This window comes from Roseomonas sp. KE2513 (assembly GCF_016107305.1).
Taxonomy (GTDB): Bacteria; Pseudomonadota; Alphaproteobacteria; order Acetobacterales; family Acetobacteraceae; genus Roseomonas.
Window position 1 is genome coordinate 49,532 of the sequence record NZ_RCVR01000008.1, and the last position, 22,084, is coordinate 71,615.

At 71.3% G+C, this 22,084-nt stretch carries 24 protein-coding genes; 7 read left to right on the plus strand and 17 right to left on the minus strand.

Going from position 1 to position 22,084, the window contains the following annotated elements; genetic code table 11:
- The first annotated feature begins 34 nt into the window (after positions 1-34).
- Complete coding sequence (locus D9599_RS10170; protein WP_198381122.1) at positions 35-2,041, plus strand: sensor histidine kinase; 2,007 nt, start codon at positions 35-37, stop codon at positions 2,039-2,041.
- A gap of 19 nt (positions 2,042-2,060) precedes the next feature.
- Here D9599_RS10170 and D9599_RS10175 read toward each other — a convergent pair whose 3' ends face one another.
- The gene (locus D9599_RS10175) at positions 2,061-2,438 is read right to left on the minus strand and encodes a response regulator (protein WP_198381123.1); all 378 of its coding nucleotides are present in this window, start codon (positions 2,436-2,438) and stop codon (positions 2,061-2,063) included.
- Positions 2,439-2,876: 438 nt separating this feature from the next.
- Between D9599_RS10175 and D9599_RS10180 the strand changes: the two genes are divergently transcribed.
- Entirely contained in the window at positions 2,877-4,145 is a 1,269-nt protein-coding gene (locus D9599_RS10180; RefSeq protein WP_198381124.1) for a family 1 glycosylhydrolase, read from the plus strand.
- Complete coding sequence (locus D9599_RS10185) at positions 4,142-5,065, plus strand: Gfo/Idh/MocA family protein (protein WP_198381125.1); 924 nt, start codon at positions 4,142-4,144, stop codon at positions 5,063-5,065. The genes D9599_RS10180 and D9599_RS10185 overlap by 4 nt, the downstream gene beginning before the upstream one ends.
- Positions 5,066-5,205: 140 nt before the next feature.
- On the opposite strand, the gene D9599_RS10190 is transcribed toward D9599_RS10185, so the two are convergent.
- From D9599_RS10190 to D9599_RS10215, 6 genes are all read right to left on the minus strand, one after another.
- Entirely contained in the window at positions 5,206-5,514 is a 309-nt protein-coding gene (locus D9599_RS10190; RefSeq protein WP_198381126.1) for a hypothetical protein, read from the minus strand.
- Positions 5,515-5,919: 405 nt separating this feature from the next.
- Positions 5,920-6,618: a DUF2161 family putative PD-(D/E)XK-type phosphodiesterase gene (locus D9599_RS10195; protein WP_198381127.1), complete on the minus strand. Its 699-nt coding sequence runs from the start codon at positions 6,616-6,618 to the stop codon at positions 5,920-5,922.
- Positions 6,619-6,631: 13 nt separating this feature from the next.
- Positions 6,632-6,955 carry an HU family DNA-binding protein gene (locus D9599_RS10200; protein WP_198381128.1) on the minus strand — a complete coding sequence of 108 codons (324 nt, stop codon included), beginning with the start codon at positions 6,953-6,955 and terminating at the stop codon, positions 6,632-6,634.
- A 174-nt stretch (positions 6,956-7,129) separates the two neighbouring features.
- Positions 7,130-8,059 carry a bifunctional riboflavin kinase/FAD synthetase gene (locus D9599_RS10205; RefSeq protein WP_198381129.1) on the minus strand — a complete coding sequence of 310 codons (930 nt, stop codon included), beginning with the start codon at positions 8,057-8,059 and terminating at the stop codon, positions 7,130-7,132.
- Between the two features lie 11 nt (positions 8,060-8,070).
- A complete protein-coding gene (locus tag D9599_RS10210; RefSeq protein WP_198381130.1) occupies positions 8,071-8,655 on the minus strand; it encodes a TIGR00730 family Rossman fold protein in 585 nt (194 codons plus the stop codon).
- A gap of 41 nt (positions 8,656-8,696) precedes the next feature.
- Entirely contained in the window at positions 8,697-9,146 is a 450-nt protein-coding gene (locus tag D9599_RS10215) for a MaoC family dehydratase (RefSeq protein ID WP_198381131.1), read from the minus strand.
- Between the two features lie 84 nt (positions 9,147-9,230).
- Between D9599_RS10215 and D9599_RS10220 the strand changes: the two genes are divergently transcribed.
- Positions 9,231-10,373, plus strand: a complete 1,143-nt coding sequence (locus tag D9599_RS10220) for a M20 family metallopeptidase (RefSeq protein ID WP_198381132.1) — start codon at positions 9,231-9,233, stop codon at positions 10,371-10,373.
- An 86-nt stretch (positions 10,374-10,459) separates the two neighbouring features.
- Positions 10,460-11,905 (plus strand): sensor histidine kinase, encoded by a 1,446-nt coding sequence (locus tag D9599_RS32265; RefSeq protein ID WP_198381133.1) that lies wholly within the window; start codon positions 10,460-10,462, stop codon positions 11,903-11,905.
- Positions 11,906-11,923: 18 nt separating this feature from the next.
- Here D9599_RS32265 and D9599_RS10230 read toward each other — a convergent pair whose 3' ends face one another.
- The 4 genes from D9599_RS10230 to D9599_RS10245 all read right to left on the minus strand — a co-directional run bounded on the left by D9599_RS10230 (position 11,924) and on the right by D9599_RS10245 (position 14,591).
- Positions 11,924-12,094 carry a hypothetical protein gene (locus D9599_RS10230; protein WP_198381134.1) on the minus strand — a complete coding sequence of 57 codons (171 nt, stop codon included), beginning with the start codon at positions 12,092-12,094 and terminating at the stop codon, positions 11,924-11,926.
- Between the two features lie 167 nt (positions 12,095-12,261).
- Positions 12,262-12,912 carry a response regulator transcription factor gene (locus D9599_RS10235; RefSeq protein WP_198381135.1) on the minus strand — a complete coding sequence of 217 codons (651 nt, stop codon included), beginning with the start codon at positions 12,910-12,912 and terminating at the stop codon, positions 12,262-12,264.
- An 83-nt stretch (positions 12,913-12,995) separates the two neighbouring features.
- Entirely contained in the window at positions 12,996-13,613 is a 618-nt protein-coding gene (locus D9599_RS10240) for an alpha/beta hydrolase (RefSeq protein WP_198381136.1), read from the minus strand.
- Between the two features lie 54 nt (positions 13,614-13,667).
- Positions 13,668-14,591 (minus strand): ring-cleaving dioxygenase, encoded by a 924-nt coding sequence (locus D9599_RS10245; protein WP_198381137.1) that lies wholly within the window; start codon positions 14,589-14,591, stop codon positions 13,668-13,670.
- A gap of 187 nt (positions 14,592-14,778) precedes the next feature.
- On the opposite strand from D9599_RS10245, the gene D9599_RS10250 reads away from it, so the two are divergent.
- Together D9599_RS10250 and D9599_RS10255 are read left to right on the plus strand one after the other, a co-directional pair.
- Positions 14,779-15,210: a DoxX family protein gene (locus D9599_RS10250; protein ID WP_198381138.1), complete on the plus strand. Its 432-nt coding sequence runs from the start codon at positions 14,779-14,781 to the stop codon at positions 15,208-15,210.
- 75 nt (positions 15,211-15,285) lie between these two features.
- Complete coding sequence (locus tag D9599_RS10255) at positions 15,286-16,218, plus strand: LysR family transcriptional regulator (protein WP_198381139.1); 933 nt, start codon at positions 15,286-15,288, stop codon at positions 16,216-16,218.
- On the opposite strand, the gene D9599_RS10260 is transcribed toward D9599_RS10255, so the two are convergent.
- The 6 genes from D9599_RS10260 to D9599_RS10285 all read right to left on the minus strand — a co-directional run bounded on the left by D9599_RS10260 (position 16,199) and on the right by D9599_RS10285 (position 22,026).
- Positions 16,199-17,794: an MFS transporter gene (locus D9599_RS10260; RefSeq protein ID WP_198381140.1), complete on the minus strand. Its 1,596-nt coding sequence runs from the start codon at positions 17,792-17,794 to the stop codon at positions 16,199-16,201. The genes D9599_RS10255 and D9599_RS10260 overlap by 20 nt on opposite strands.
- Entirely contained in the window at positions 17,791-18,183 is a 393-nt protein-coding gene (locus tag D9599_RS10265) for a DoxX family protein (RefSeq protein WP_198381141.1), read from the minus strand. Before D9599_RS10265 ends, D9599_RS10260 begins: the two co-directional genes overlap by 4 nt.
- Before the next feature lie 2 nt (positions 18,184-18,185).
- The gene (locus tag D9599_RS10270; RefSeq protein WP_232480346.1) at positions 18,186-20,141 is read right to left on the minus strand and encodes an amidohydrolase; all 1,956 of its coding nucleotides are present in this window, start codon (positions 20,139-20,141) and stop codon (positions 18,186-18,188) included.
- A complete protein-coding gene (locus D9599_RS10275; RefSeq protein ID WP_198381142.1) occupies positions 20,141-20,416 on the minus strand; it encodes a DUF1427 family protein in 276 nt (91 codons plus the stop codon). The genes D9599_RS10270 and D9599_RS10275 overlap by 1 nt, the downstream gene beginning before the upstream one ends.
- A 27-nt stretch (positions 20,417-20,443) precedes the next feature.
- A complete protein-coding gene (locus tag D9599_RS10280) occupies positions 20,444-21,094 on the minus strand; it encodes a hydrolase (protein WP_198381143.1) in 651 nt (216 codons plus the stop codon).
- A 110-nt stretch (positions 21,095-21,204) separates the two neighbouring features.
- Entirely contained in the window at positions 21,205-22,026 is an 822-nt protein-coding gene (locus D9599_RS10285; RefSeq protein WP_198381281.1) for an alpha/beta fold hydrolase, read from the minus strand.
- Positions 22,027-22,084: the final 58 nt, after the last annotated feature.

The following is a 22,084-nucleotide window of genomic DNA, read 5'->3' on the forward strand; positions in this document are numbered from 1 at the left end:
GCGGTGTCATGGCCCCGCTTGGGGGAGGCGGGCGATGAGCGGCAGGGGCGATCCGGGGAGCTGGCCCCCCGATGGCGGAGTGACGGGCGAGATCGCCCGGCGCATGGACTGGTCGGCAACGCCGCTCGGCGAGGTCAGCGGCTGGCCACCGGCGCTGCGGACGGCGGTGGAGATCTGCCTCTCCTCCGCCTTTCCCTGCTTCGTGGCCTGGGGCCCGGAGCTGACGCAGGTTTACAATGATGCCGCGGTCCCGCTTGTGCGCGTGCCGCACCCAGAAGCCTTCGGCCGCCCGCTGCGGGAGCTGTGGCCCGATGCCTGGGACACCATCGGGCCGCTGGCCGAGCAAGTGCTGACGCGCGGCGAGACGGTTTCGCGCGAGGATTTCGCCCTGCCCTCCTCGGCCGGGAAGCCGCCGGGAGAGGAACGCTTCACCTTCTCCTCCAGCCCGCTGCGCGACGCGAGCGGAGCGGTGGCGGGGCTCTTCGCGACGGTCATCGAGACCACCCGCCGCGTGCGGGCCGAGGATTACCTGCGGCGGAGCGAGGCGCAGGGTGCCGTGCTGCTCGCCGTCGTGGACCGGATCAGGCCGCTGACGGACCGGGGCGCGATCCTGTCCGTGGGGGCGGAGGCGCTGCGGCGGCACCTCGGCCTCGCCACGGCCGGCTACAACGTGCTGGACCCGCCTGAGGCGGATGGGATGGCGGGGAACGGGGCGCCGGGCGGCGGTGTGCCGCCCTGGACGGACCGGCCGCTCCGGCTTGCCGAGCTCCTGCCCGAGGCGGCCGCCGCGCTGCGGCAGGGGCGTGTGGTCGCGCTCGAGGCGCCAGGAAGCGGGGCGGCGGGCCTGGCTGTCCCGCTCCATCGCGGCGGGCGGCTGGTGGCCTGGTTCCGGGCGACCGCCACCGGTCCGCGGGCGTGGCCCGAGCACGAGAGGCGCCTCCTGCGGGAGGTGGCGGAGCGGGTTTGGGAGGCGGCGGAGCGGGCGATGGCGGAGGCCGCGGCGCGCGAGGGCCAGCGCCGGCTACGCTCCCTGCTGGAGGGTATCCCGCAGCTCGTCTGGCGCGCGGTGGACAGCGGGAACTGGACCTGGTCCAGCCCGCAATGGAGCGCCTATACCGGCCTGTCTGAGGCGGCGACGTGCGGCTACGGCTGGCTGGCCGCCGTGCATCCTGAGGACCGGGAGGCCGTGATGGCCGCCTGGCGCCGCTGCGCGGCCGAGGAGGAGCCCGTGGCCGAGTTCCGCGCCGAGTTCCGGCTGCTGCACGCGGGGGAGGGGCAGTACCGCTGGTTCCAGGCCCGCGCCGCCCCGGTGCGCGACGAGGCGGGGGCGGTGGTGGAATGGCTGGGCACCTCGACCGACGTGGACGAACTGCGGCGGATGGGCCAGCACCAGCGGCTGCTGCTGGCCGAGCTGCAGCACCGGGTACGCAACACGCTGAGCGTGATCCGCTCCATCATTCGCCGTACCGTGCAGGCAAGCGACAATCTCGACGACCTGGCGATGCACCTGGACGGGCGGATCGACGCCTTCTCGCGCGTGCAGGCCGCGGTGACGCGCAATCCCGAGCGCGGCATCGACCTCGCCCAGCTCGTGGCGGACGAACTGCTGGCCTATTCCGCGCGGGAGGGAAAGCAGGTGCACATCCAGGGGCCTCCGGTGGCGCTGCGGCCGAAGGCGGCGGAGACGCTCGCGCTGGCGCTTCACGAGCTGGCGACGAATGCAGTGAAGTTCGGCGCACTTTCCCAACCTCAAGGGAGGGTGGAGGTCGCCTGGGACGCGGAGCTTCCCCCCGGCGCACCGCGGCTTCTCTTCCGCTGGCGCGAGATCGGTTTGGCCCCGGCGGCAGAGGCGCCGTTGCACCGCGGCTTCGGCACCGAGCTGTTCGAGCGGACGTTGCCCTATGAGCTGAATGCCGAGGTGGAGCGGAGCCTCGTGCCTGCAGGGCTGCTCTGCACCATCGTGCTGCCGCTCTCCGATCGCCTGGTGAAGGAGGAGACGCTGCAGGAGTTCGGCCTCGGCACGCCGGCGGGAGGAGGGTAAGGCCGGCGGCCCCTTAACCTCAGCTAAGCTTCAGCTCCTCCAGGGCGGCCACCAGGGCGGGCAGCGCGACCGGTTTCTCTAGCAGCGGGGTGTCGCTGAAGCGGGGATCGATGATCCAGGAATCGTACCCCGTGGCGAAGACGAAGGGCACGCCGGCCGTGCTCAGCGCCTCCGCCACCGTGTAGACCTCCTCGCCGTCGAGGTTGACGTCCAGCAGGGCGAGGTCCGGCTTTTCCTCCGCGAGGAGCCGGATCGCGGCGGCGACTTGCCCAACCGGCCCGAGCACCCGTCCGCCGAGGCGCTCGACCAATGTCCGCAGCTCGTCAGCAATGAGGTACTGGTCCTCGACGATCAGGACAGAGCGGTCGGCGAGCATGCGGGGGAGAGAGGGCGTCATCAGCGGGCCCGAGCTGGGCCCCGGATCGTTGGGCGAAGGGTTGGCTTGCGGAGGATGGTCCTCACGGCTTCGCGGCGTCTGCGAGATGATGCGGCGTTCCTGTCGGTCAAACGCGGCGGAGCCGCGGATGAAACTGGGTAACGCCGATCCCAGGGAGTTGGAAGAGGCGCCCGCGGGACGCAAACCCGGTTGTGGCGTGAGGCCAGGAATGCCGGAGCACACGCATCGCCTGTGTTCCCTTGAAGAGCGCGCGGGGTGACCACGCCCAACGAACAAGGGGTGCCCGGGTTGCGCGATGCGTTCGGCGAACGGGGCGGATCGCGCCGGGCTGTTCTGCCCGGCGCTACGCTTTCGAGATCAGGGTCTCGGAACACGCCGGCGCCCCATTCGGGGCAACCCTGCCGGGCTTGCCCGCGCTGAATCGGCCGAGGAGTCAGCATGCCCGATCTCTTGCCCCCGGCCTTTCCGCCCAGCCCCGGAGCGAATGCACCGCTCTTTCTCTTCGCGACGGGGATCGAGAACAGCAACCCGCGGGTCGGCGCGCGGCGCGTGGACCAGATGGCGGCCAGCGGGCACATGCAGCGCTGGCGAGAGGACTTTGCCCTGGTGGCGGAGGTAGGGTGCAACGCGCTGCGCTACGGGCCGCCGCTGCACAGCACCTGGCTCGGCGAGGGCCGCTACGACTGGACCTTCGCGGACGAGACCTTCGCCGCCCTCCGCCGCCAGGGCACCTACCCGATCGCGGACCTCTGCCACTTCGGCGTGCCGGACTGGATCGGGGATTTCCAGAACCCGGACTTTCCGCGCCTCTTCGCGGGCTACGCAGGGGCCTTCGCGGCGCGTTTTCCCTGGGTTCAGCTCTACACACCCGTGAACGAGATGTATGTCTGCGCGCTCTTCTCCGGCCGCTACGGGTGGTGGAACGAGCGCATGACGACGGAGCGCGGCTTCGTCACGGCGCTGAAGCACCTCGTGGCCGCGAACCGGCTGGCGATGCGCGCCATCCTGCGGGTGCGGCCGGACGCGATCTTCATCCAGAGCGAATCCGCCGAGCAGTACCACGCCTCCTCCCCGCGCGCCTGGGCGGAGGCGAAGCGGCGAAACGCGGAGCGCTTCCTCTCGCTCGACCTCAACTACGGCCATCAGATCGAGGCGCCGATGTACGAGCACCTGATGGACAACGGGATGACGCCGGAGGAGTACGCGGCCTTCCAGACCACCGAGCTGAAGCGCCATTGCGTGCTCGGCACAGACTACTACGTGACGAACGAGCACCTGGTGCTGGAGGATTGCAGCACGCGCGCCTCGGGCGATGTCTACGGCTATGCCACGATTATCCAGCAGTACTACGCGCGCTACCACCTGCCGCTGATGCACACAGAGACGAACCTGGCGGACGACCTGCACGGCAGCTCGACGGACTGGCTGTGGAAGCAGTGGGCGAACCTGCTGCTGCTGTGGGAGACGCCGGTGCCGGTGCTCGGCTTCACCTGGTTCTCGCTGACCGACCAGGTGGACTGGGACACGGCCCTGCGCGAGAACAATGGGCGGGTGAATTCTGTCGGCCTCTACGATCTCGACCGCAAGCCGAGGCAGGTCGGGCGCGCCTACAAGCGGCTGATCAGCCAGTGGCAGGACGTGCTGCCGGCGCGCAGCCTCTGCCTGCGCCTGCCGCTCGTGGCCATCACCCCGGAGAGGGTGGCATGAGGCTCGCGCTCGTCGGCTGCGGTGCCATTGCGCGCGCGCAGCACCTGCCGGCGCTCTCGGGCGATACTGGGTTCGAACTGGTGGCAACGGCCGATCCGCACGCGCGCCCCGAGGGCGCCGCCGCGCGCCACTACGCCGACCACCGGGAGATGCTGGCGGCGGAGCCGGCGGTGGAGGCGGTCTCTGTTGCCTCCCCCACTGGAACGCATTTCGCGGTGGCGCGCGACGCGCTGCTGGCCGGGCGGCATGTGCTGCTGGAGAAGCCGCCGGCGACCACGCTCGGCGAGGTGGTGGAGCTGCAGCGGATCGCGGCCGCGCAAGGCAAAGTGCTCGTCGCCTCCTTCCACGCCCAGCACAACGCCGCGGTGGAGCGGGCGCGGGAAATCCTGGAGGGCCACCCGCCGCCGAGCAGCGTCTCCATCGAGTGGCGCGAGGATTTTGAGCGCTGGCATGGCGGGCAAACCTGGCCCTGGCAGCCCGGTGGCTTCGGCGTCTTCGATCCCGGCATCAACGCGCTTTCCATTCTCTGCCGCGTGATGCCCGGCACGGAGTTCCGGGTGGTGGGCGCGCATCTGCGCCTGCCGCCGGGTGCCGCGACGCCGGCGGCGGTGGACATGCGCCTCGCCTGGGAGGGAGGCGAAGGGAATGCCGCTTTCGAGTGGCGGCGCGGCGGCACGGATATCTGGAACATCACCCTGCGCGGCGCCTTCGGCGAGCTGCTGATCCGGGGCGTGCGGACGCTGCTGCGCGACGGCGCGGTGATCCTGCCGGAGGGGCCGGACATCGAGTACGACGGCGTGTACCGCGCCTTCCGCGCGGCGATCGCGGCGGGGCGGTCGGAGGTGAGCCAGCGGGAGCTGCGGATCATCGAGGACGCGATGACGATCGCCGCCGTCGAGCACGGGGGGGAGCCCCTCTAGTACTCGGCCCCGACGGATGGTGCCGGCGGCTGACCGGTCCCCTCAGGGCAGGCGTCGCTTCCTGAGGGGACCGCAGTTCGCCGCCGGCACGTGGCGGTCCCGGCCGCCATGGATGCGGCCGGGCAATGGCGGGGTAAGCGTTAGCCGCTCTGGTTGGCGAAGAAGTCACTCAGGGCAGGGCCGGCGTCGCGGCGGCCCTGCATCGGCCATGTCAGCTTGTCGGCGGGTTGTGACCAGGTCGGCGACCGCGTGGGCGCGACGAGGTATTGGTCCTCGCCGCCAATAAACTTTACCGCGGCGGTGTCCGCACGTGGGGCCGGGCCGGCGGGCTGCTTCCAACTTTGAACCCTGGTCTGCCCGCCCGTTGCGTCATTGCCGTCGGCCTGGGCTGGCATGGCTCCGCCCATCAGAACGCCTGTCAGGGCGACGACCGTGAAGATCTTGCGCATGGCACATCTCCAATAGGTCTGTGCGCGGTGAACCCGATGGGCTCGAGCGCGCGGGATTGCTGGGATCGGGGGCCGTGTTGGCCACATCCCCGGCGGATGCGGCGCGCGGGCTGCGAAGTGCGGACGCGCAGGCTGTGCGGCGTGCCGCGACGGCTGGTCGCCCCTCGTCAAGCACGGGGTTGCGGCGCCGTGAAGGAAGCTGGCCCGGAGGCAGCTAGCCAGAACTAATGTGGACACGGGCGATCTTCCGCCGCTGACCGTGATGTCGGAACGGTCGCCGCTGCCACAGCAAAGACATAGAAGCTCTCGGAAGGAATGCAGTAACCTTTGGTAACGGGTCGAGAAATTTTCTTCGTGTTTGCGATGGAGCGACTGGAAGGCTTGGGAAGAAAGCGGGAGGGCGCCCTAGGCGTTCTCGGCCAGGAGAAGAGCCGCCTCGCCCGCGGGCGATAGGCGGTAGAGACCGCGCTCCACCCGGTCGAACCAGCCATAGACGTTGCGCAGCAGAATGGCGCCGGCTTCAGGCACCTCGGGGGCCAGGTCGCGCGGGCGGCGCGGACCCTCGCGCAGGGCGGCCGCGAGGGCGAGCGCGTTCTGGCGATAGGCGGTCATGATCGGCGTGCGCGTCGCGCCGCCCTTGTTCGGGTCGCCGCGGCGGCGGCGGTGCTCGCGCAGCAGGAGTGCCCGGCGGCGCGGATTGCCGCGCGGGCGATAGGGCGCGGGCTCGGCCAGCACCTGGACGGCGGTCCGGGCCGGATCGACCGCGAGAAGGCCGAAGCCGAGCAGGCGGCAGAGCTTGCGCACGCGCCGGTCCGCGTCCCGCCCGCGCGTCGTCGCGCGGACGGCGAGCCAGACCTCGTCCGCCGCCGCCATCCGGTCCACGCCCTGGAGGAGGAGTTCCAGGGTGAAGCCCATCTTCATCTCGGTGACGACGAGGAAAGGCGGCTCGCCTGGGCGGACGGCGACGATGTCGCAGCCGCAGACCTCACCCTTCGCCTCGTAGCCGAGCCCCTCCAGATGCGCCTTCACCGCGGCGTAGAGTGTCGTCTCCGGCGCCGCACGCGGGGCGGTGGGCGGCGTTGCGCGGCGCCGGCGGCGCGGCATGAGCGGTTGCGGTTCAGCCCGCCTTGGCGGACTTCGCGGCCTTGCGCTTCGCCTTCTTCGCGCCGGCGAAAGCCGCGACCTTCAGCGAGGGACTGGCCTTGAAGCGCACGGTGGCGCCGGCCTTCACGGCGACCTTCTCGCCCGTGCGGGGGTTCAGCGCGGTGCGCTTGGGCGTCTCGCGCACGGTGAAGGAGCCGAAGTCGGGAAGGGAGAAGCGGCCGTTCTCGATGATCTCGTTCTTGATGGCGGCGATCAGGTCAGCCGCCAGGCGGCCGGCGGCGGCGCCGGTCATCTCGGTGGAGTTCTGGATGACGTCGGTGAGGAACTTCTTCGACACGGTAAAGGGAATCCTTTTCTGGGGCGGCGCGGTCGCTGGCGCGCGCTGCTCTTAGGGGCCCTGGACCCTGCTTGTGAAGGCGGGACCGCCTGTTTCGTGCCGTGCAGCGGCACCGATCAACGCGGATGTGTTGCGCTTACGACATGACCGCGGCCTTGCAAGGCTTCTGTCTGATCAGGCCCGCAGCAGGGCGCGCGCGCGGGCCGCGTCGTCCGCGATGGCGGCCTTCAGCGCCTCCAGCCCGTCGAAGGTCGCGTCCTCGCGCAGGAAGCGATGCAGGCGGATGCCGATCTCCTGGCCGTAGAGGTCGCCGGACCAGTCAAAGAGGTGGGTTTCCAGCCGCGTCTCCGGATCACCGCCGAGGGTTGGCCGGCGGCCGACATTGGCAACGCCCGGCACAAGGCTCCCGTCCGGCAGGGCGGCGACGACGGCATAGACACCGCGCGCGGGCTCAAGGTGGCGGCCGAGCCAGACATTGGCTGTGGGCCAGCCGAGCTCCCGTCCGAGGCGGTCGCCGTGGAAGACCTCGCCGCGCACCTCCCAGTCCCGGCCCAGCAGGGCGGCGGCGCGCTCGGGGTAACCGTCCTGCAGCGCGCGGCGGATGCGGGTGCTGCTGATCGGGCCGGCGGCGTCGGACACGGCGGGCACGATGGTCAGGCCAATGCCGCGCGCCTCGGCCCAGCGGGAGAGGAAGGCCGCGTCCCCGCCGCGACGGTGGCCGAAGGCAAAGTCCGCGCCGCAGGCGAGGTGGCGGGCGCCGAGCGCGTCGTGCAGGACCGTGTCGCAGAAGGCCTCGGCCTCCATCGCGGAGAGGGAGGCGTCGAAGGGCACGGCATGGACGTGGGCGCAGCCGGCCGCGGCCAAGGCCGCCGCCTTGGCCGGCAGCAAGGTGAGGCGGAAGGGCGGGTCCTGCGGGCGGAAGTGCTCGCGCGGGTGCGGCTCGAAGGTGAGGGCGGCGAGCGGCAGGTCAGGGCGGGCAGAATGGGCGGCGGCCAGCACGGCGCGGTGACCGAGATGCACGCCGTCGAGGTTGCCCAGCGCCACCGTGCCGCCGCGCGCGGCCTCCGGCAGGGCGTGCCAGTCGGTCCAGACCCGGCAGTCCACGAAGCGGCGGCTCAGGCCTGGGCCACGCGCTCGATCCAGCGCGTCACCTCCGGCGGGCGGAAGGCGGCGAGCAGGTCCAGCGCCTCCGCGGGCTCGGCGGCGGTCAGGGCAATGGCGCGGTGCTCGGGCTTCACGAAGCCCTCCTCCGCCATGGCGTCGAGCATGCCGTTCAGCCGGCTCCAGTAACCCTGCACGTCGAGGAAGACGGTGCCCTTGCGGTGCAGGCCGAGCTGGGACCAGGTGAGGACCTCAAAGGCCTCCTCCAACGTGCCGAAGCCGCCGGGGAGCACGACGAAGCCGTCCGACAGGGCCGCCATCATCGCCTTGCGCTCGTGCATGGAGGCGACGACGTGCAGGCGGGTGACGGAGCCGTGGCCGAGTTCGCGCTGCATCAGGTGCTCGGGGATCACGCCGTCCACCTCGGCGCCGCCCTCCAGCGCGGCATCGGCGACGATGCCCATCAGCCCGACCTTGCCGCCGCCATAGACGAGGCCGAGGCCACGATCCGCGATGGCAAGGCCGAGGGCGCGGGCGGCTTCGGCATGGGCGGGGTTGTTGCCCGGGTTCGCGCCGCAGAAGACGCAGACCCGCTTCATCTCAATGCTCATGGAATGGAATGTGGCACCGCAGCACGCGGCTATCCAGCCGACGGGGTTTCATTTCTGCCCTGCGCGGCTTCGGGGATCATCACGACCGCCTCCCCTTCGAGCACGACGACCCCGGCGGCGGTGCAGGTGGTGCGCAGCGTGGCGCGGCGGCGCTCAGGGTCCAGGCCCGTGACCTCCGCGTCCGCGGCCACTGTCTGGCCGATCCGGACCGGCGCCCGGAAGCGGAGGGTTTGGGAGACATAGACCGCCCCCGGCCCGGGCAGCTTCGTACCCAGAAGGCCGGAGATGAGGGAGGCGGTGAGCATCCCATGGGCCACGCGCTCCCCGAAAAAGGAGGCGGCGGCGGCCTCGGCGTCGAGGTGGACGGGGTTGTTGTCCCCGGAGACGGCGGAGAAGAGGAGGATGTCGGCCTCCGTGATCGTTTTCGCGAAGCGGGCCGACTGGCCCAGTGATAGGTCCTCGAATCGAATCCCGTCCATGTGACCACTCCTTGCGGTGTCAGCATGGACAAGTCCCGACCCCGGCGCGAGAACCCCCGGCGCATTTGAGAGGGAAGAGGCACCATGGCGGCAACCCGGATCGGCACGAGCGAGGAACTGCTGGAGGAGCTGCGCGGCTGGGTGCTGCACGAGACCCCCACCACCGACGCGGCCGCCGTGAACGGGCTGATGGACCGCGCCGAGGCCGCCCTTCGCGAGGCCGGCGCCGAGGTGACGCGCATTCCCGGCCGCGACGGCTACGGCGACAACCTCATTGCCCGCACGCCGCCCTCGCCCTCCACGGGCAACCGCAAGCCGGTGGTGATCGCGGGGCACCTGGACACGGTGTGGGACCATGGGACGCTCGCCTCCTCCATGCCGTGGAAGGTGGAGGGGGAGAAAGCCTTCGGCCCGGGGATCTACGACATGAAGGCGGGCTCCTTCCTCGCCTTCCACGCCCTGCGGGAGATCCTTCGCCAGGGGGTGAAGACGAACAGCCCCATCACCCTCCTCCTTACGCCCGACGAGGAGGTGGGGAGCCCGACCTCCCGCGAGCTGATCGAGCGGGAGGCGCGGGGCGCCAGCGCGGTACTGATCCCTGAGCCTGCGGGCAATCCGGGCGGTGCCTGCGTGACGGCGCGCAAGGGCGTGGGGCGCTTCACCGTGCGCATCCAGGGCGTCTCCTCCCATGCCGGCGGCAACTGGTCGGAGGGGCGGAGCGCGGTGGTTGCGCTGGCGGGAGTGATCCAGAAGGTCCACGCCATGGTGGACCTGGCGGCGGGCACCACCACCAATGTCGCGCCCGTCTGGGGCGGCACGCGGCCGAACGTGGTTCCGCCCGAGGCCGGCTGCGAGATCGACCTTCGCGTTGCCAACCTTGAGGACGGGGAGCGGATGGAGCGGGAGATCCTCGCGCTGGCAGGCAGCGAGGACGGGATCACCATTGCCGTGGAGGGCGGCATGAACCGTCCCTCTTTCGCGGAGAACCCGGATATCCTCCACCTTTACGAGCGCGCGCGGACGCTGGCGCGGGAGGCCGGCTACGAACTGCCGAAGCAGCACCGCGGCGGCGGCTCGGACGGTAACTTCACGGCGGCGCTGGGTATCCCGACGCTCGACGGGCTGGGCTGCACCGGTGCCGGGGCCCATGCGCCCTTCGAGCACATCCTGTGGCGCGACCTCGCACCGCGGGGTCAGGTCATCGCGGGGCTGCTGGAGACGCTCTGATCCGCTGGTTCCCTGCCCGGCAGCCGGCTTGCACCCCTTCCGGTGAGCCGGCAGGCTCGGCCGATGCGGGCGTGGCCGGAGGGGGCGTGAAGCAGGTTTTCTCTCTCTGGCCGGCTGGCACGTCGGTGAACCGGGAACCTGGCACGGGCGGGATGCCGCGCTGGGCCCGGTCGGCGGAGCCCGGGCGAGGGCGGTTCCCGCCCGCAAGGATCGGCGGGCTGGCGCTGCTTCTTCTCCTGCCGCTGCTTGCCGGCATTGCACTGGCGGCAGGCCCCTTCGGCTGGATTGCGGCCTGCGCACTACTGGCGGCAGCGGCCGCGCTCGCCTGGCGGACGAGCCTCGCGGTGGAGGAAGCCGAGCGGAGCGGGAAAGCCCTCTTCGAGCGCGCGGGCATCTCCCTCTGGCGAGAGGACTGGTCCGCGGTCGGCGAGGCGATCCTTGCCCTCCGCAGGGCGGGCGTGGACGACGTGCTGGCCTATTATGTCGCGCGGCCGGACCTCGCACGGGGCCTGCGCGAGAGCGTTATCATCAAGGACGTGAACGCCTTCACCGTCGGGATGATGGGCGTCACCGGCAAGGAGGCGCTCGTCGGCTCGCTTGCGCGCATCCTGCCGAACACCGACCAGACCTTCGACCAGTGGCTGCTGGCCATCGCGAACGGGGAGCGCTTCTACCGATCGGAGGCGCATATCACGCGGCCGGACGGCAGCGTGCTCGACGTGCTCTTCACCGCGGAGCTGCCGGACAGCATGGAGGGCTTCCGCGACATCATCGTCACGGCCATCGATGTCTCTGGCTACAAGGCGGCGCAAGCGAGGGTCGCGCAGATGGAGACGGAGATCGCGCGGGCCTCGCGCATCACGACCATCGGCACGCTCACGGCCTCCATCGCGCATGAGGTGAACTCGCCGCTGGCCGCGGTGCTCAGCCATGCCGAGGCGGCGCAGCGCTGGCTGGACCGGGCGGAGCCCGACCTGGAGGAAGCGCGGAGCGCGATGGCGAGTGCCGTGCGCGACGGGCTGCGGGCGCGGGACGTGGTCTCCCGCATCCGCCGCTTCCTCGGCAACGCGCCGCGCCGCAGCGAGGCGGTGGATCTCGCCGTGACGGCGCGGGATGCCATCCTGCTGATCGAGCGGGAGATGCGCGCGGGCGGCATCTCGGTCCATCTCGACGCAGAGGCGGGGCTGCCTCCGGTCCTCGCCGACCCCGTGCAGATCGGGCAGGTGCTGGTCAACCTGATGCTCAACGGGGCGCAGGCGATGGCCTCGGTCGAGGGGCCGCGCGATCTGACGGTGCGGATCCGCCACACTGAGGGCGAGGTGGTGACGGAGGTGGAGGACCGCGGGCGCGGCCTCGACCCCGCACAGCTGCCGCGGCTGTTCGAGCCCTTCTACTCCACCCGGCCGGGCGGGATGGGCATGGGGCTGGCGATCTGCCGCAGCTGCGTCGAGGCCTATGGCGGACGCCTCTCGGCCACGGGGGAGCCGGGCGCGGGCGCAACCTTCCGTTTCGCCCTGCCCGCCGCGGCCTAGCAGGTGCGGTGCAGCGGCCTATCCCGGTGACGGCTTGGCCGGGGGCGGGTCAAAACCCTCGGGGGCACCGGTGCTGATGGCATCGCTGGCGGGAAAGGTCTCCTCCAGCGCCTCGTCGAGGCCCGTGCTGTCCTCCACAGGCGGCGGTGGGGCCTTGATGTCCGGCGTGTCTTTCCTGGTGGGGGGCATGGGTCCTGTCCTCGCGGGGGTGTCCGGCGGCGATGATCCGCCTGGGGCGTTGATAGGGCGGCGCGAGTGTCCACGCTTGTCCGTTCTTGCGGTGCCGGGGAGGGCGCCGCCCTCTCCGCGTCTCACCCGCCAAGGGCCTGAGGCCCTTGGCTCCCCGTCTGGCCGCTTTATGTCCGCTGCGGGTCGCGCCCCACCAGTTCCGCCGTGCGCACGAGGTCGGCGAGGGTTCGAACTTCCATCTTCCGCATGACGTTGGCGCGGTGGAGCTTCACCGTGATCTCGCTCAGCCCCAGTTCGCCGGCGATCTGCTTGTTCATGAGGCCGGAGGCGACGAGTGCCATCACCTGCGCCTCGCGCGGAGTGAGCGTCGCGTGGCGGGAGCGCGCGGCGGCCGCGGCACCCTGGGCGCGGCGGCGCTGGCGGTCGCGTTCCAGCGCGGCGTCCACGGCGTCGAGCATGTCCTGGTCGCGGAAGGGCTTGATCAGGAAGTCGGCGGCGCCGGCCTTCATGGCTCGCACGCTCATCGGCACGTCGCCGTAGCCGGTGACGAAGATGATGGGCGGATGCTCGCCGCGCTCGGCCAGGCGCGCCTGGAACTCCAGGCCGCTCATCCGGGGAATGCGGACATCCATGATGATGCAGCCGACGCGGTCGGGCAGAGGCGCGTCGAGGATCTCGTGCGCGACCTCGTAGAGAAGGGTGCTGTGGCCGACGGAGCGGAGCAGGCTGTCGATCGCGTGGCGCACGCGGTCGTCGTCGTCCACCACGAGAACGAGGGGCTGATCATGCCCCTCCTCCGCCGTCCTGCCCTGCTGCATCCAATCCTCGAAGAGTAACCGAGCCGCGGCATGCATAGCGGGGCCCGGCGCCAGGCGGCAACTTGGACGCGCGGACCCCCTCTTCAGAAGCCCGCCATCCAGTCGGTGGCGAGGGCGACATCCATCTGGGAGAGCCCGTGGCCAAGCGGCAGCTCGTGGTGCTTCACCGTGGCGCCGGCGCCTTGCAGGATCGCGGCCAGCCGCGCGCTGTTAGCCGCCGGCACGATCGGGTCGGTTGTGCCGGAGAGCAGCAGCACCTTCGTGCCGTCCAGCCGGGCGGGTGGGGTTTCCTGAAAGGGGACCATGGCCCGCAGCAGCGCCGCGCCGCGCAGCAGGCCGGGGTGGCGCAGCAGCAGGGCCGCCGCGATGTTCGCGCCATTGGAGAAGCCGAGCGCGACCGGCGCCGCGATGCCGTGGCGGGCCTGGGCATCGCGGATGAAGGCGGCAAGGTCGTCCGTGCGGCGGCGCAGGTCCTCCTCGTCGAAGACACCCTCGGACAGGCGGCGGAAGAAGCGGGGCATGCCGTTCTCCAGCACCGCGCCGCGGGGCGAGAGAAGGGCCGCGCCGGGCGCGACGCGGCGGCCGAGGGGGATGAGGTCGTCCTCGTCCCCGCCCGTGCCGTGCAGCAGCAGCAGCGGCGGGCGCGCGGTATCAGTGGCGGGCTCGAAGCGGTGGACGAGGGTGGGGGCGGTGTCGCTCACGGCGGGGTCTCCCGAGGGCGGGCCGCGCCGGGGTGGCGCGGCCCGTGGGGTTTGTCAGGCGAGGACGGGGAGGGCGGCTTCGATCTGGGCGCGATGCCCCTCGAGGAAGGCGGGCAGCTTCAGTGCGCTACCGAGGCTCTCGGCCGGCTCGTCCACGTCGAAGCCGGGGATGTCGGTCGCAATCTCGAACAGCACGTGGCCGGGCTCGCGGAAGTAGACGGAGCGGAAGTAGTCGCGGTTCTTCTGCTCCGTCGTCCGCAGGCCGTGGTTGGCCGCGAGCTTGCGGACCATCTCCATCTCCGCCGCGTCGTCCGCCGCACGGAAGGCGAGGTGGTGGACGGAGCCGCGGCCGAGCCGGGCCGGCAGGAAGCCGCCGACCGCGCGCAGGTCCACGATGCCGCCGATCGTCGTGCCCTCCACGGCGTAGCGCGTCGTGTCGCCCTCGCGCGCCACCTCGCGGAAGCCGAAGACATCCGTGAGGATGGCGCCCGTGGCCTCCGTGCGGTCGAGCATGAGGGAGACGCCGTGGAAGCCGCGGATGGCGCTCTCGGCCGGCACCTCACCGCTGTCCCAGGCGGGCTCGGCCTCGATGCCGGGGATGCCGACCAGCGCGAGGCGCAGTCCGTCCGGGTCGCGGAAGGTGAGCACGGTCTCGCCGAAGCGGGTGGTGCGCTCCAGTCCCTGGTTCACCAGGCGCTGCGTCCAGTAGCCGATCGCGGATTGCGGGATGCGGAAGGCGGTCTCCTGCAACTCGCCCGCGCCGGCACGGCCCTCGGCCGCGTGCTCCCAGGGGAAGAAGGTGAGGATGGTGCCGGGGCTGCCCGCCGCGTCGCCGTAGTAGAAGTGGTAGGCGCCGGGATCGTCGAAGTTCACCGTCTTCTTCACCAGCCGCAGCCCGAGGGTGCGGGTGTAGAAATCGAGGTTGCGCTGGGCGCTGCCGGCGATGGCGGTGACGTGGTGGATGCCGTTGGTGGCCATGGGATGGATCCCTTCGAGGTGGAGCCCCGTGGCTCCGGTGGCCCCAGACTTGTGCCGTGGGGCGGCGGTTGAACAGGCCGAAGTGATTGCGTGGATGCAATCCTGTCATTGCCACATCCGTCGTGGCGTTGCGCCGATGGGGCCGCCACCTTGCGCCGCATCCAACCGATCGCAACGGAGATCCCCGATGATCGACCCTCGTCTTGCTCCCTACGGCCTCACCCTGCTGCGCCTGTCGCTGGGCATAATGTTCATCGCCCATGCCTGGCTGAAGGTGGCCGTCTTCACCGTGCCGGGCTTCGGCGCCTTCATGGCTGGCGCCGGCTTCCCCGCCTCCCTGGCCCTACCCGTCATCGTGGCAGAGGCGGTCGGCGGCGTTGCTCTCGTCCTTGGCCTCTATGCCCGCGCCGTATCGGTGGCGCTGCTGCCGGTGCTGCTCGGCGCGCTGATGGTGCATGCCGGCAACGGCTGGGTGTTCAATGCGCCGAACGGCGGCTGGGAATACCCGGCCTTTCTGATTGTCGGCGCCCTGGTGCAGGCCCTGGCGGGCGACGGCGCCCTGGCGCTGCGCCCCACCCGGGTCGGCGCCGCCCGCCCGGCCCTCGCCGCCGCGGCCTGAACCGCTTAGCATCCGCGCGAACTGCCGGCGGCACGGATCCCCGTGCCGCCGGCTTCGCGCGTCCGGAGGAGGCCCGTGAAGGAACCTGCCCGCACCCTTGCCTGGGACGATTTCCGCCTCATCGACGCGGTGGCCGCCACGCGCAGCCTGCCTGCCGCCGCCGGGCGGCTGGGGCTGGACCATTCCACCGTCTTCCGGCGGCTGAACGCGATCGAGGCGACGCTCGACCAACCCCTCTTCGAGCGGCACCGCAGCGGCTACACGCTGACCCCCGCGGGCGAGGAGATGGCCGCGCTGGCCGCGCGTGTGGACGAGGATATCACGGCCGTCACGCGCCGCCTGGCGGGCCAAGCGCCGGCGCCTTCAGGCGAGGTGCGGATCGCGACCAGCGACAGCCTGCTTTCCGACCTCCTGATGCCGATGCTCGCGCGGTTCCGCGCGGCCAATCCAGCGATCCGGCTGGATGTCGTGACCGGCAATGCCGCCCTCAACCTTTCGCGCCGTGATGCGGACGTGGCGGTGCGCGCGACGGATGCGCCGCCCGACACGCTGGTTGGCCGCCGCGCGGCGCGGATCGCCTGGGCGCTCTACGGCGCCGCCTGGGTGGAGCATTCGGCGGATCCGGCGGAGAGCGCGCACTGGGTCTGCCTCGGCGACAACCTCTCCGGGCTGAAGGTGGTGCGCTTCGCCCAGGCCGTGGTTGCGCCGGGGCGGCTGGCGGCGCGCTTCGACACGGTGCTTGGCTTGGCGCATGCGGTGGCGGCGGGGATCGGGGTGGGGCACCTGCCCTGCTTCATCGGGGATAGCTGGCCCGGGCTGACGCGCCTCATGCCGCCCGATCCGGCCTATGCTTCCGACCTCTGGCTCCTCACCCATCCCGACCTGCGGCACACGCCGCGGGTCCGGGCATTGATGGATCATCTGGCGGAGGCGATCGCGGCGAAGCGCGGCCTGATCGAGGGCACCTCGCCACAGGAAGCGCCCGCCGTCAGTTCCGGGCGGGGGTGATCGCCAGGAAGTGCCGCACCACGGGCGCCTCCGGCCCGGTATGGAGGGCGCGCATCGCCTGCTGCACGTCCGCATCGGCGCGGGAGACGCGGTGGTGCTGGCGCAGGTGCTCCGCCCAGGATTCCACCATGAACCACTCGACCAACTTCTCCGGGTCGGCCGCGTCCTCGGTGATGCCCCAGCCATAGGCGCCGTCCCGCCGCCGCTCCGCCGAGAGGCCGTGCAGCGCGCGCAGGAACTCCGCCCGCTGCGCCCGCTCCACACGGTACTCGATGAGGATGAGCACGGGGCCGCGGTCGTGCGGCACGGCATCGGCCGTCAGCGGCTCTGGCCAGTGATTGGAGGGGACGAGGTCGGCCTCGCCCACCGGCAGCTTCACCCGGTGGAGCACGAAGGCGACCACCGCGAGGCCGGCGCCGCCGGCCAGCAGGGCCGCGGGCACGCCGGTCGCCTCCGCCACCGCGCCCCAGCCGAGGCTGCCGAGCGCCATGGCCCCATTGAACACGGTAAGATAGACGGCCAGCGCCCGCCCGCGCACCCAGTTCGGCAGAATGGACTGCGCCGCGCCGTTGAGCGTCGTGAGCGCGACGATCCAGGCGATGCCGAGCAGCAGCAGCACGGGCATGGCCAGCCAGCGCGGCGGCGAGAGTGCGAGCGTGGCCATAACGGCGGCGGCGGCGAGGCTGGCCGCCAGCATCAGCCCGTCCGCGTCCAGTAGGGTGCGCAGGTGGGGCAGCAGCAGCGCGCCGCCGATGGCGCCGAGCCCAACCGCGCCGAGCAGGAGGCCGTAGAAGCCGGCGTCGCCGCCCAGCAGGTTGCGCGCGACCAGCGGCAGCAGCGCCCAGACCGCGCTGGAGAAGGCGAAGAAGATGGCGGCGCGCAGCAGCACGACGTGAAGTTCCCGGCTGGCGCGCGCGTAGCGCAGCCCGGCCCGGAAGGCGCCGCCGAAGTTCTCTGAAAGCGCGTCCTCGGCCTTCTCGGGGCGCTTCCACCAGAGGAGGGCGGCGATGACGAAGACGTAGCTCAGCACGTCCGCCCCGTAGGTGACCGCGGCGCCCGCGGCCGAGAGCAGCAGCCCGCCCGCTGCCGGCCCGATGGAGCGCGCGATGTTGATGCCGAGCGAGTTGAGCGCGACGGCGCCCTTGAGGTCCTTCGCCGGCATCAGTTCCGGCACGATGGCCTGCCAGGCCGGCGCCATGAGCGCCGCGCCGATGCCGCCGACGAAGGTGAGCGCGACGAGCGAGGTGACCGTCATCAGCCCGAGCGAGGAGAGGAGCACCAGGGTTCCGCTGACGGCGGCCAGCAGCACCTGCACGGCGATGAGGAAGCGCCGACGGTCGAGGATGTCAGACAGCACGCCGGCCGGGATCGCCAGCAGGAAGATCGGCAGCGTGCCGGCCGCCTGAATAAGCGACACGGCGGCGGGACCGGCCGCGAGGTCGGTCACCAGCCAGGAGCTGGCGACGTCGCGCATGAAGCTGCCGGTGTTGCCAAGGATGGTGGCCGCCCAGATCACCGCGAAGGTGGTCTGGCGGAGGGGCGCGAAGGCGCCGGTGGCGGGGGAGGGGCCGGTCATGCCGCGAGCTCCCGATGCCGGAGCGACACGAGGAGGAAGGCACCGGCGAGGCCGAGATGCTCGTAGAAGCTGTTCGCTGTCATGAAGCGCTCCATCCCCGGCGGCAGTTCCCAATAGCGGTTGGCGACGACGGTGGCGGCGAGGGTGAAGAGCATCAGGGCCAGCGCGCCGAGCCAGCGCAGGCGGCCGGTGATCACCATGGCGCTGGCGAGGAGCTCCACCGCGATGACGGCGGCGGCCGTGGCGGGCGGCAGCGGCAGGCCGAAATGCGCGGCCTCCGCCACGGCGCCTGGGTAGTCGAGCAGCTTGTTTAGCCCGCCCTGGAGATAGGCCGCGCAGAGTCCGGTCAGGCCGAGAAGGGTTAGGGCGCGCCGCGCTGCTGGGCTCATGCTCAGAAGGCCCAGCAGGAGCAGCCGAGCGCGCCCCAGAAGCCGCCGTCGTTGCCGGCCGGGGTAGAGGCGGCCCAGGCGCGCGCGTGGTCATGCCCGTGCACGCCGCAGGCGGCGTCGCAGCAGCGGGCGACGGCCCGCGCGAAGGCGCCCTTCGCGCCCGGCGCCTCCGCGCGGCGGTTCTGATAGCCGCCGAAGCGGCGCACGGGCGACCAGTCCGGCATGGCGGGCGGCAGCGGGGGCGCGAGCGGGGCGAAGTCGCCGGCGCCGTGCACCACCTTCCCGCCGACGACCGTCAGCAGCGAGGTCACGTCCCCGATCTCGTCGCCGGGAATGTCGAAGTAGTCGCGGTCGAGCACAGCGAGGTCGGCGAGCTGGCCCTCCGCGATGAGGCCCTTCTTGCCCTCCTCGTTGGAGAACCAGGTGACCTTTTCTGTCATCATCCGCAGCGCCGTCTCACGGTCGAGCGTGTTGCGCTCGGGCGTGATGCGGAGCCCGCCGACCGTCTTGCCGGTGGTGAGCCAGGAGAGCGCGACCCAGGGGTTGTAGGAGGCGACGCGGGTGGCGTCCGTGCCGGCCGAGACCTTCACGCCCATCTCAAGCATTTTCGCGACCGGCGGCGTCGCCTCCGCCGCGCGCGCGCCGTAGCGCTCGACGAAGTACTCGCCCTGATACGCCATGCGGTGCTGCACGGCGACGCCGCCGCCGAGGCGCGCGATGCGCTCGAGGTTGCGCTCGCTGACCGTCTCCGCGTGGTCGAAGATCCAGTGAAGGTCGCCGATCGGCATCTCGGCGTTCACCTTCTCGAACACGTTCAGCGCGCGGTCGATGGTCTGGTCGTAGGTGGCGTGCAGGCGCCAGGGCCAGCGGTTCTGGATGAGGATGCGGGCCACCTCCTCCAGCTCCGGCTCCATCTCGGGTGGCATCTCCGGCCGCTCCACGCGGAAGTCCTCGAAATCGGCGGCGGAGAAGACGAGCATCTCGCCCGCGCCGTTGAGGCGGAAGTAGTCGTCGCCCTGCTGGTACTTCGCCGAGCTTGTCCAGCGAAGGAAGTCGTCCTTCTCCGCCTTCGGCTTCTGGGTGAAGAGGTTATAGGCGATGCGGACCGTCAGCTCGCCGTCCTCGGCCAGCTTCTGGATCACCTTGTAGTCGTCCGGATAGTTCTGGTAGCCGCCGCCCGCGTCGATCGCCCCGGTGACACCCAGGCGGTTCAGGTCGCGCAGGAAGTGGCGGGTGGAGTTGAGCTGGTAGTCGAAGGGCAGGGTCGGGCCCTTGGCGAGCGTCGCGTAGAGGATGGTGGCGTTCGGCCGCGCGAGCAGCAGGCCGGTCGGCGTGCCATCAGGGCCGCGCTGGATCTCGCCGCCCGGCGGGTTCGGCGTGTCCTTCGTGTAGCCCGCCGCCCGCAGCGCCGCGGCGTTCAGCAGCGCGCGGTCGTAGAGATGCAGGATGAAGACGGGCGTGTCGGGCGCGACGGCGTTGATCTCGTCGAGCGTCGGCAGGCGCTTCTCGGCGAACTGGTGCTCGGTGAAGCCGCCGACGATGCGCACCCATTGCGGCGGCGGCGTGACCGCGACCTGGGCGCGCAGCATGTTCATCGCATCCGCGAGCGACCGCACCCCGTCCCAGCGCAGCTCCATGTTGAAGTTCAGGCCGCCGCGGATGACATGCAGGTGGTTGTCGATCAGGCCGGGGATGAGGCGCCGGCCCTTGAGGTCGATCACCCGTGTCCCCGGGCCAGCGGAGGGCAGGATGGCGCTCGCGTCGCCCACGGCGGAGAAGCGTCCGCCCGCGATCGCGACGGCCTCCGGCGCGGGGTTGCCGCGGTCCAGCGTGGTGATCCGGCCGTTGTGCAGGATGAGGTCGGGGACGGATGCGGCCATGGCGGGGCTCCGGTTGAGGATGGCGAGGCCGAGGGCGGTGGCGCCGGTGGCGATGCGGCGGCGGGTGAGGTCGGTCATCAGCTGTGCCCTCGCTCGAGGTTGCCTTGCGCCGTAGCGCCGTGGCCAGGAAGCCGGCCGAAGACGTGCCGGGCGTTGCTCTCATGCGTCATGGTGGCGGGTAGGGGATGGCCGGCCAGCAGCCGCCGGGCCACCGGCACGACCTGCTCGCCCAGCAGGATGCCGAGGAGGCCGAGCAGCGCGATCACCGGCGGCGCCGGGGAGCGCACGCCGAGGAGGCCGTAGACGACGCCGGCCAGAAGGCCGGCGCCGAGGGAGAGCAGGTAGGGCTTCATCGCATCCTCCGGCGGGTGCGCGGCGGGTCAGCCCTCGTGGGCGTTGAACATCGTCTTTGCGTAGATGATGCCGAGGCCGTAGCCGCCGCCGTACTTCTTGGCGATGCCGGTGGTCATCTCGTAGGTCTCGCCGCGCGCCCAGTCGCGCTGCAGTTCCAGCAGATATTGCAGCGAGGTCATCGGCCGCGCGCCGGCCTGGATCATGCGCTGCACGGCGCGCTCATGCGCCTCATCCGACACGTCGCCGCAGGCATCGGCTATGAAATAGACCTCGAAGCCCTGGTCGAGTGCGGAGAGCGCGGGGCCGACGATGCAGACGCCGGTCCAGAGGCCCGCCAGCACGATGCGGGGCTTGCCGATGCGGTTCACCTCCTCGATCACGGCCGCGTCTTCCCAGGTGTTCATGGAGGTGCGGTCGAGCAGTTTCTGACCGGGGAAGGGCGCCGTCACCTCCTCGAACATCGGGCCGGAGAAGGATTTCTCGGCGACGGTGGTGAGGATGGTGGAGACGCCGAAGCCGGCCGCGGCGGCGGAGACGAGGGCGGCGTTGTTGCGCAGCGCCACGGGGTCGATCGACTTCGTCGCGAAGGCCATCTGCGACTGGAAGTCGATCATGATGAGGGTGTGGTCGGCCGGGCTGAGCAGAAGTTTGCCGGGGGTGGCGGTGGCGGTGGGCATCTCGGTCGCTTCCTGCGGAGTGGATGGCGGGATGATCGTGGAGGCGGGGGTGCAAGGCCATGACGCATTCTGCAAGGTTATGCTTGCGGCCTTGCAATCGGGTGCGCCGGTCAGGATCTGGCGAAGGCCAGCAGGTCGGCGTTGAGCTGCTCGCGCGCGACGTCCGTCAGGGCGTGCGCGCCGCCCGGATAGATCTTCAGCGTGGCTTGCGGCGCGATCTTCGCGGAGCGCATGCCGGCGGCCGCGATCGGCACCACCTGGTCGTCATCGCCGTGGATCACGAGTACGGGGATGTTCATCCGCTTCAGGTCCTCCGTCAGGTCGGTCTCGGAGAAGGCCTTGATGCAGTCGTACTCGTTCTTCAGGCCGCCCATCATGCCCTGCAACCAGAAGCTGTCGCGCATGCCCTGCGTGACCTGCGCGCCCGGGCGGTTCGCGCCGAAGAAGACCGTGGTGAAGTCCTGGAAGAGCTGCGAGCGGTCCTTCAGCATGCTGGCGCGCAGGCCGTCGAGCGCCTCCAGCGGCACGCCCTCCGGGCTGCCCTCGTTCCTGACCAGATAGGGCGCGACGGCGCTGACCAGCACGGCCTTGGCGATGCGTGACGTGCCGTGGCGGCCGACGACGCGCACCACCTCGCCGCCGCCGGTGGAGTGGCCGACCATCATCGCGCCGCGGAGGTCGAGGTGCTCCATCAGCGCGTAGAGGTCGTCCGCATAGGTGTCCATGTCGTTGCCCGCGAAGGGCTGAGAGGAACGCCCGTGGCCGCGGCGGTCATGCGCGATGCAGCGGAAGCCGTTGGAGGAGAGGTGCATCATCTGCGCCTCCCAGGCGTCGCTGCTCAGCGGCCAGCCATGGCTGAACACCACGGGCGTGCCGCTGCCCCAGTCCTTGTAGTAGATCGAGGTGCCGTCCCGCGTGGTGAAGGTGGCCATGCTGCGATGCTCCGGATGCCGGTTGGGGGTGGGGCTGGCCTGCGGCGCGGGCTGCGCG

What these genes read in the sequence shown, in the direction of transcription:
- D9599_RS10170 (WP_198381122.1), top strand. Translation starts at nt 35, where the DNA reads ATGAGCGGCAGGGGCGATCCGGGGAGCTGGCCCCCCGATGGCGGAGTG.
- D9599_RS10175 (WP_198381123.1), bottom strand. Translation starts at nt 2,438, where the DNA reads ATGACGCCCTCTCTCCCCCGCATGCTCGCCGACCGCTCTGTCCTGATC.
- D9599_RS10180 (WP_198381124.1), top strand. Translation starts at nt 2,877, where the DNA reads ATGCCCGATCTCTTGCCCCCGGCCTTTCCGCCCAGCCCCGGAGCGAAT.
- D9599_RS10185 (WP_198381125.1), top strand. Translation starts at nt 4,142, where the DNA reads ATGAGGCTCGCGCTCGTCGGCTGCGGTGCCATTGCGCGCGCGCAGCAC.
- D9599_RS10190 (WP_198381126.1), bottom strand. Translation starts at nt 5,514, where the DNA reads ATGCGCAAGATCTTCACGGTCGTCGCCCTGACAGGCGTTCTGATGGGC.
- D9599_RS10195 (WP_198381127.1), bottom strand. Translation starts at nt 6,618, where the DNA reads ATGCCGCGCCGCCGGCGCCGCGCAACGCCGCCCACCGCCCCGCGTGCG.
- D9599_RS10210 (WP_198381130.1), bottom strand. Translation starts at nt 8,655, where the DNA reads ATGAAGCGGGTCTGCGTCTTCTGCGGCGCGAACCCGGGCAACAACCCC.
- D9599_RS10215 (WP_198381131.1), bottom strand. Translation starts at nt 9,146, where the DNA reads ATGGACGGGATTCGATTCGAGGACCTATCACTGGGCCAGTCGGCCCGC.
- D9599_RS10220 (WP_198381132.1), top strand. Translation starts at nt 9,231, where the DNA reads ATGGCGGCAACCCGGATCGGCACGAGCGAGGAACTGCTGGAGGAGCTG.
- D9599_RS10230 (WP_198381134.1), bottom strand. Translation starts at nt 12,094, where the DNA reads ATGCCCCCCACCAGGAAAGACACGCCGGACATCAAGGCCCCACCGCCG.
- D9599_RS10235 (WP_198381135.1), bottom strand. Translation starts at nt 12,912, where the DNA reads ATGCAGCAGGGCAGGACGGCGGAGGAGGGGCATGATCAGCCCCTCGTT.
- D9599_RS10245 (WP_198381137.1), bottom strand. Translation starts at nt 14,591, where the DNA reads ATGGCCACCAACGGCATCCACCACGTCACCGCCATCGCCGGCAGCGCC.
- D9599_RS10250 (WP_198381138.1), top strand. Translation starts at nt 14,779, where the DNA reads ATGATCGACCCTCGTCTTGCTCCCTACGGCCTCACCCTGCTGCGCCTG.
- D9599_RS10260 (WP_198381140.1), bottom strand. Translation starts at nt 17,794, where the DNA reads ATGACCGGCCCCTCCCCCGCCACCGGCGCCTTCGCGCCCCTCCGCCAG.
- D9599_RS10265 (WP_198381141.1), bottom strand. Translation starts at nt 18,183, where the DNA reads ATGAGCCCAGCAGCGCGGCGCGCCCTAACCCTTCTCGGCCTGACCGGA.
- D9599_RS10270 (WP_232480346.1), bottom strand. Translation starts at nt 20,141, where the DNA reads ATGACCGACCTCACCCGCCGCCGCATCGCCACCGGCGCCACCGCCCTC.
- D9599_RS10275 (WP_198381142.1), bottom strand. Translation starts at nt 20,416, where the DNA reads ATGAAGCCCTACCTGCTCTCCCTCGGCGCCGGCCTTCTGGCCGGCGTC.
- D9599_RS10280 (WP_198381143.1), bottom strand. Translation starts at nt 21,094, where the DNA reads ATGCCCACCGCCACCGCCACCCCCGGCAAACTTCTGCTCAGCCCGGCC.
- D9599_RS10285 (WP_198381281.1), bottom strand. Translation starts at nt 22,026, where the DNA reads ATGGCCACCTTCACCACGCGGGACGGCACCTCGATCTACTACAAGGAC.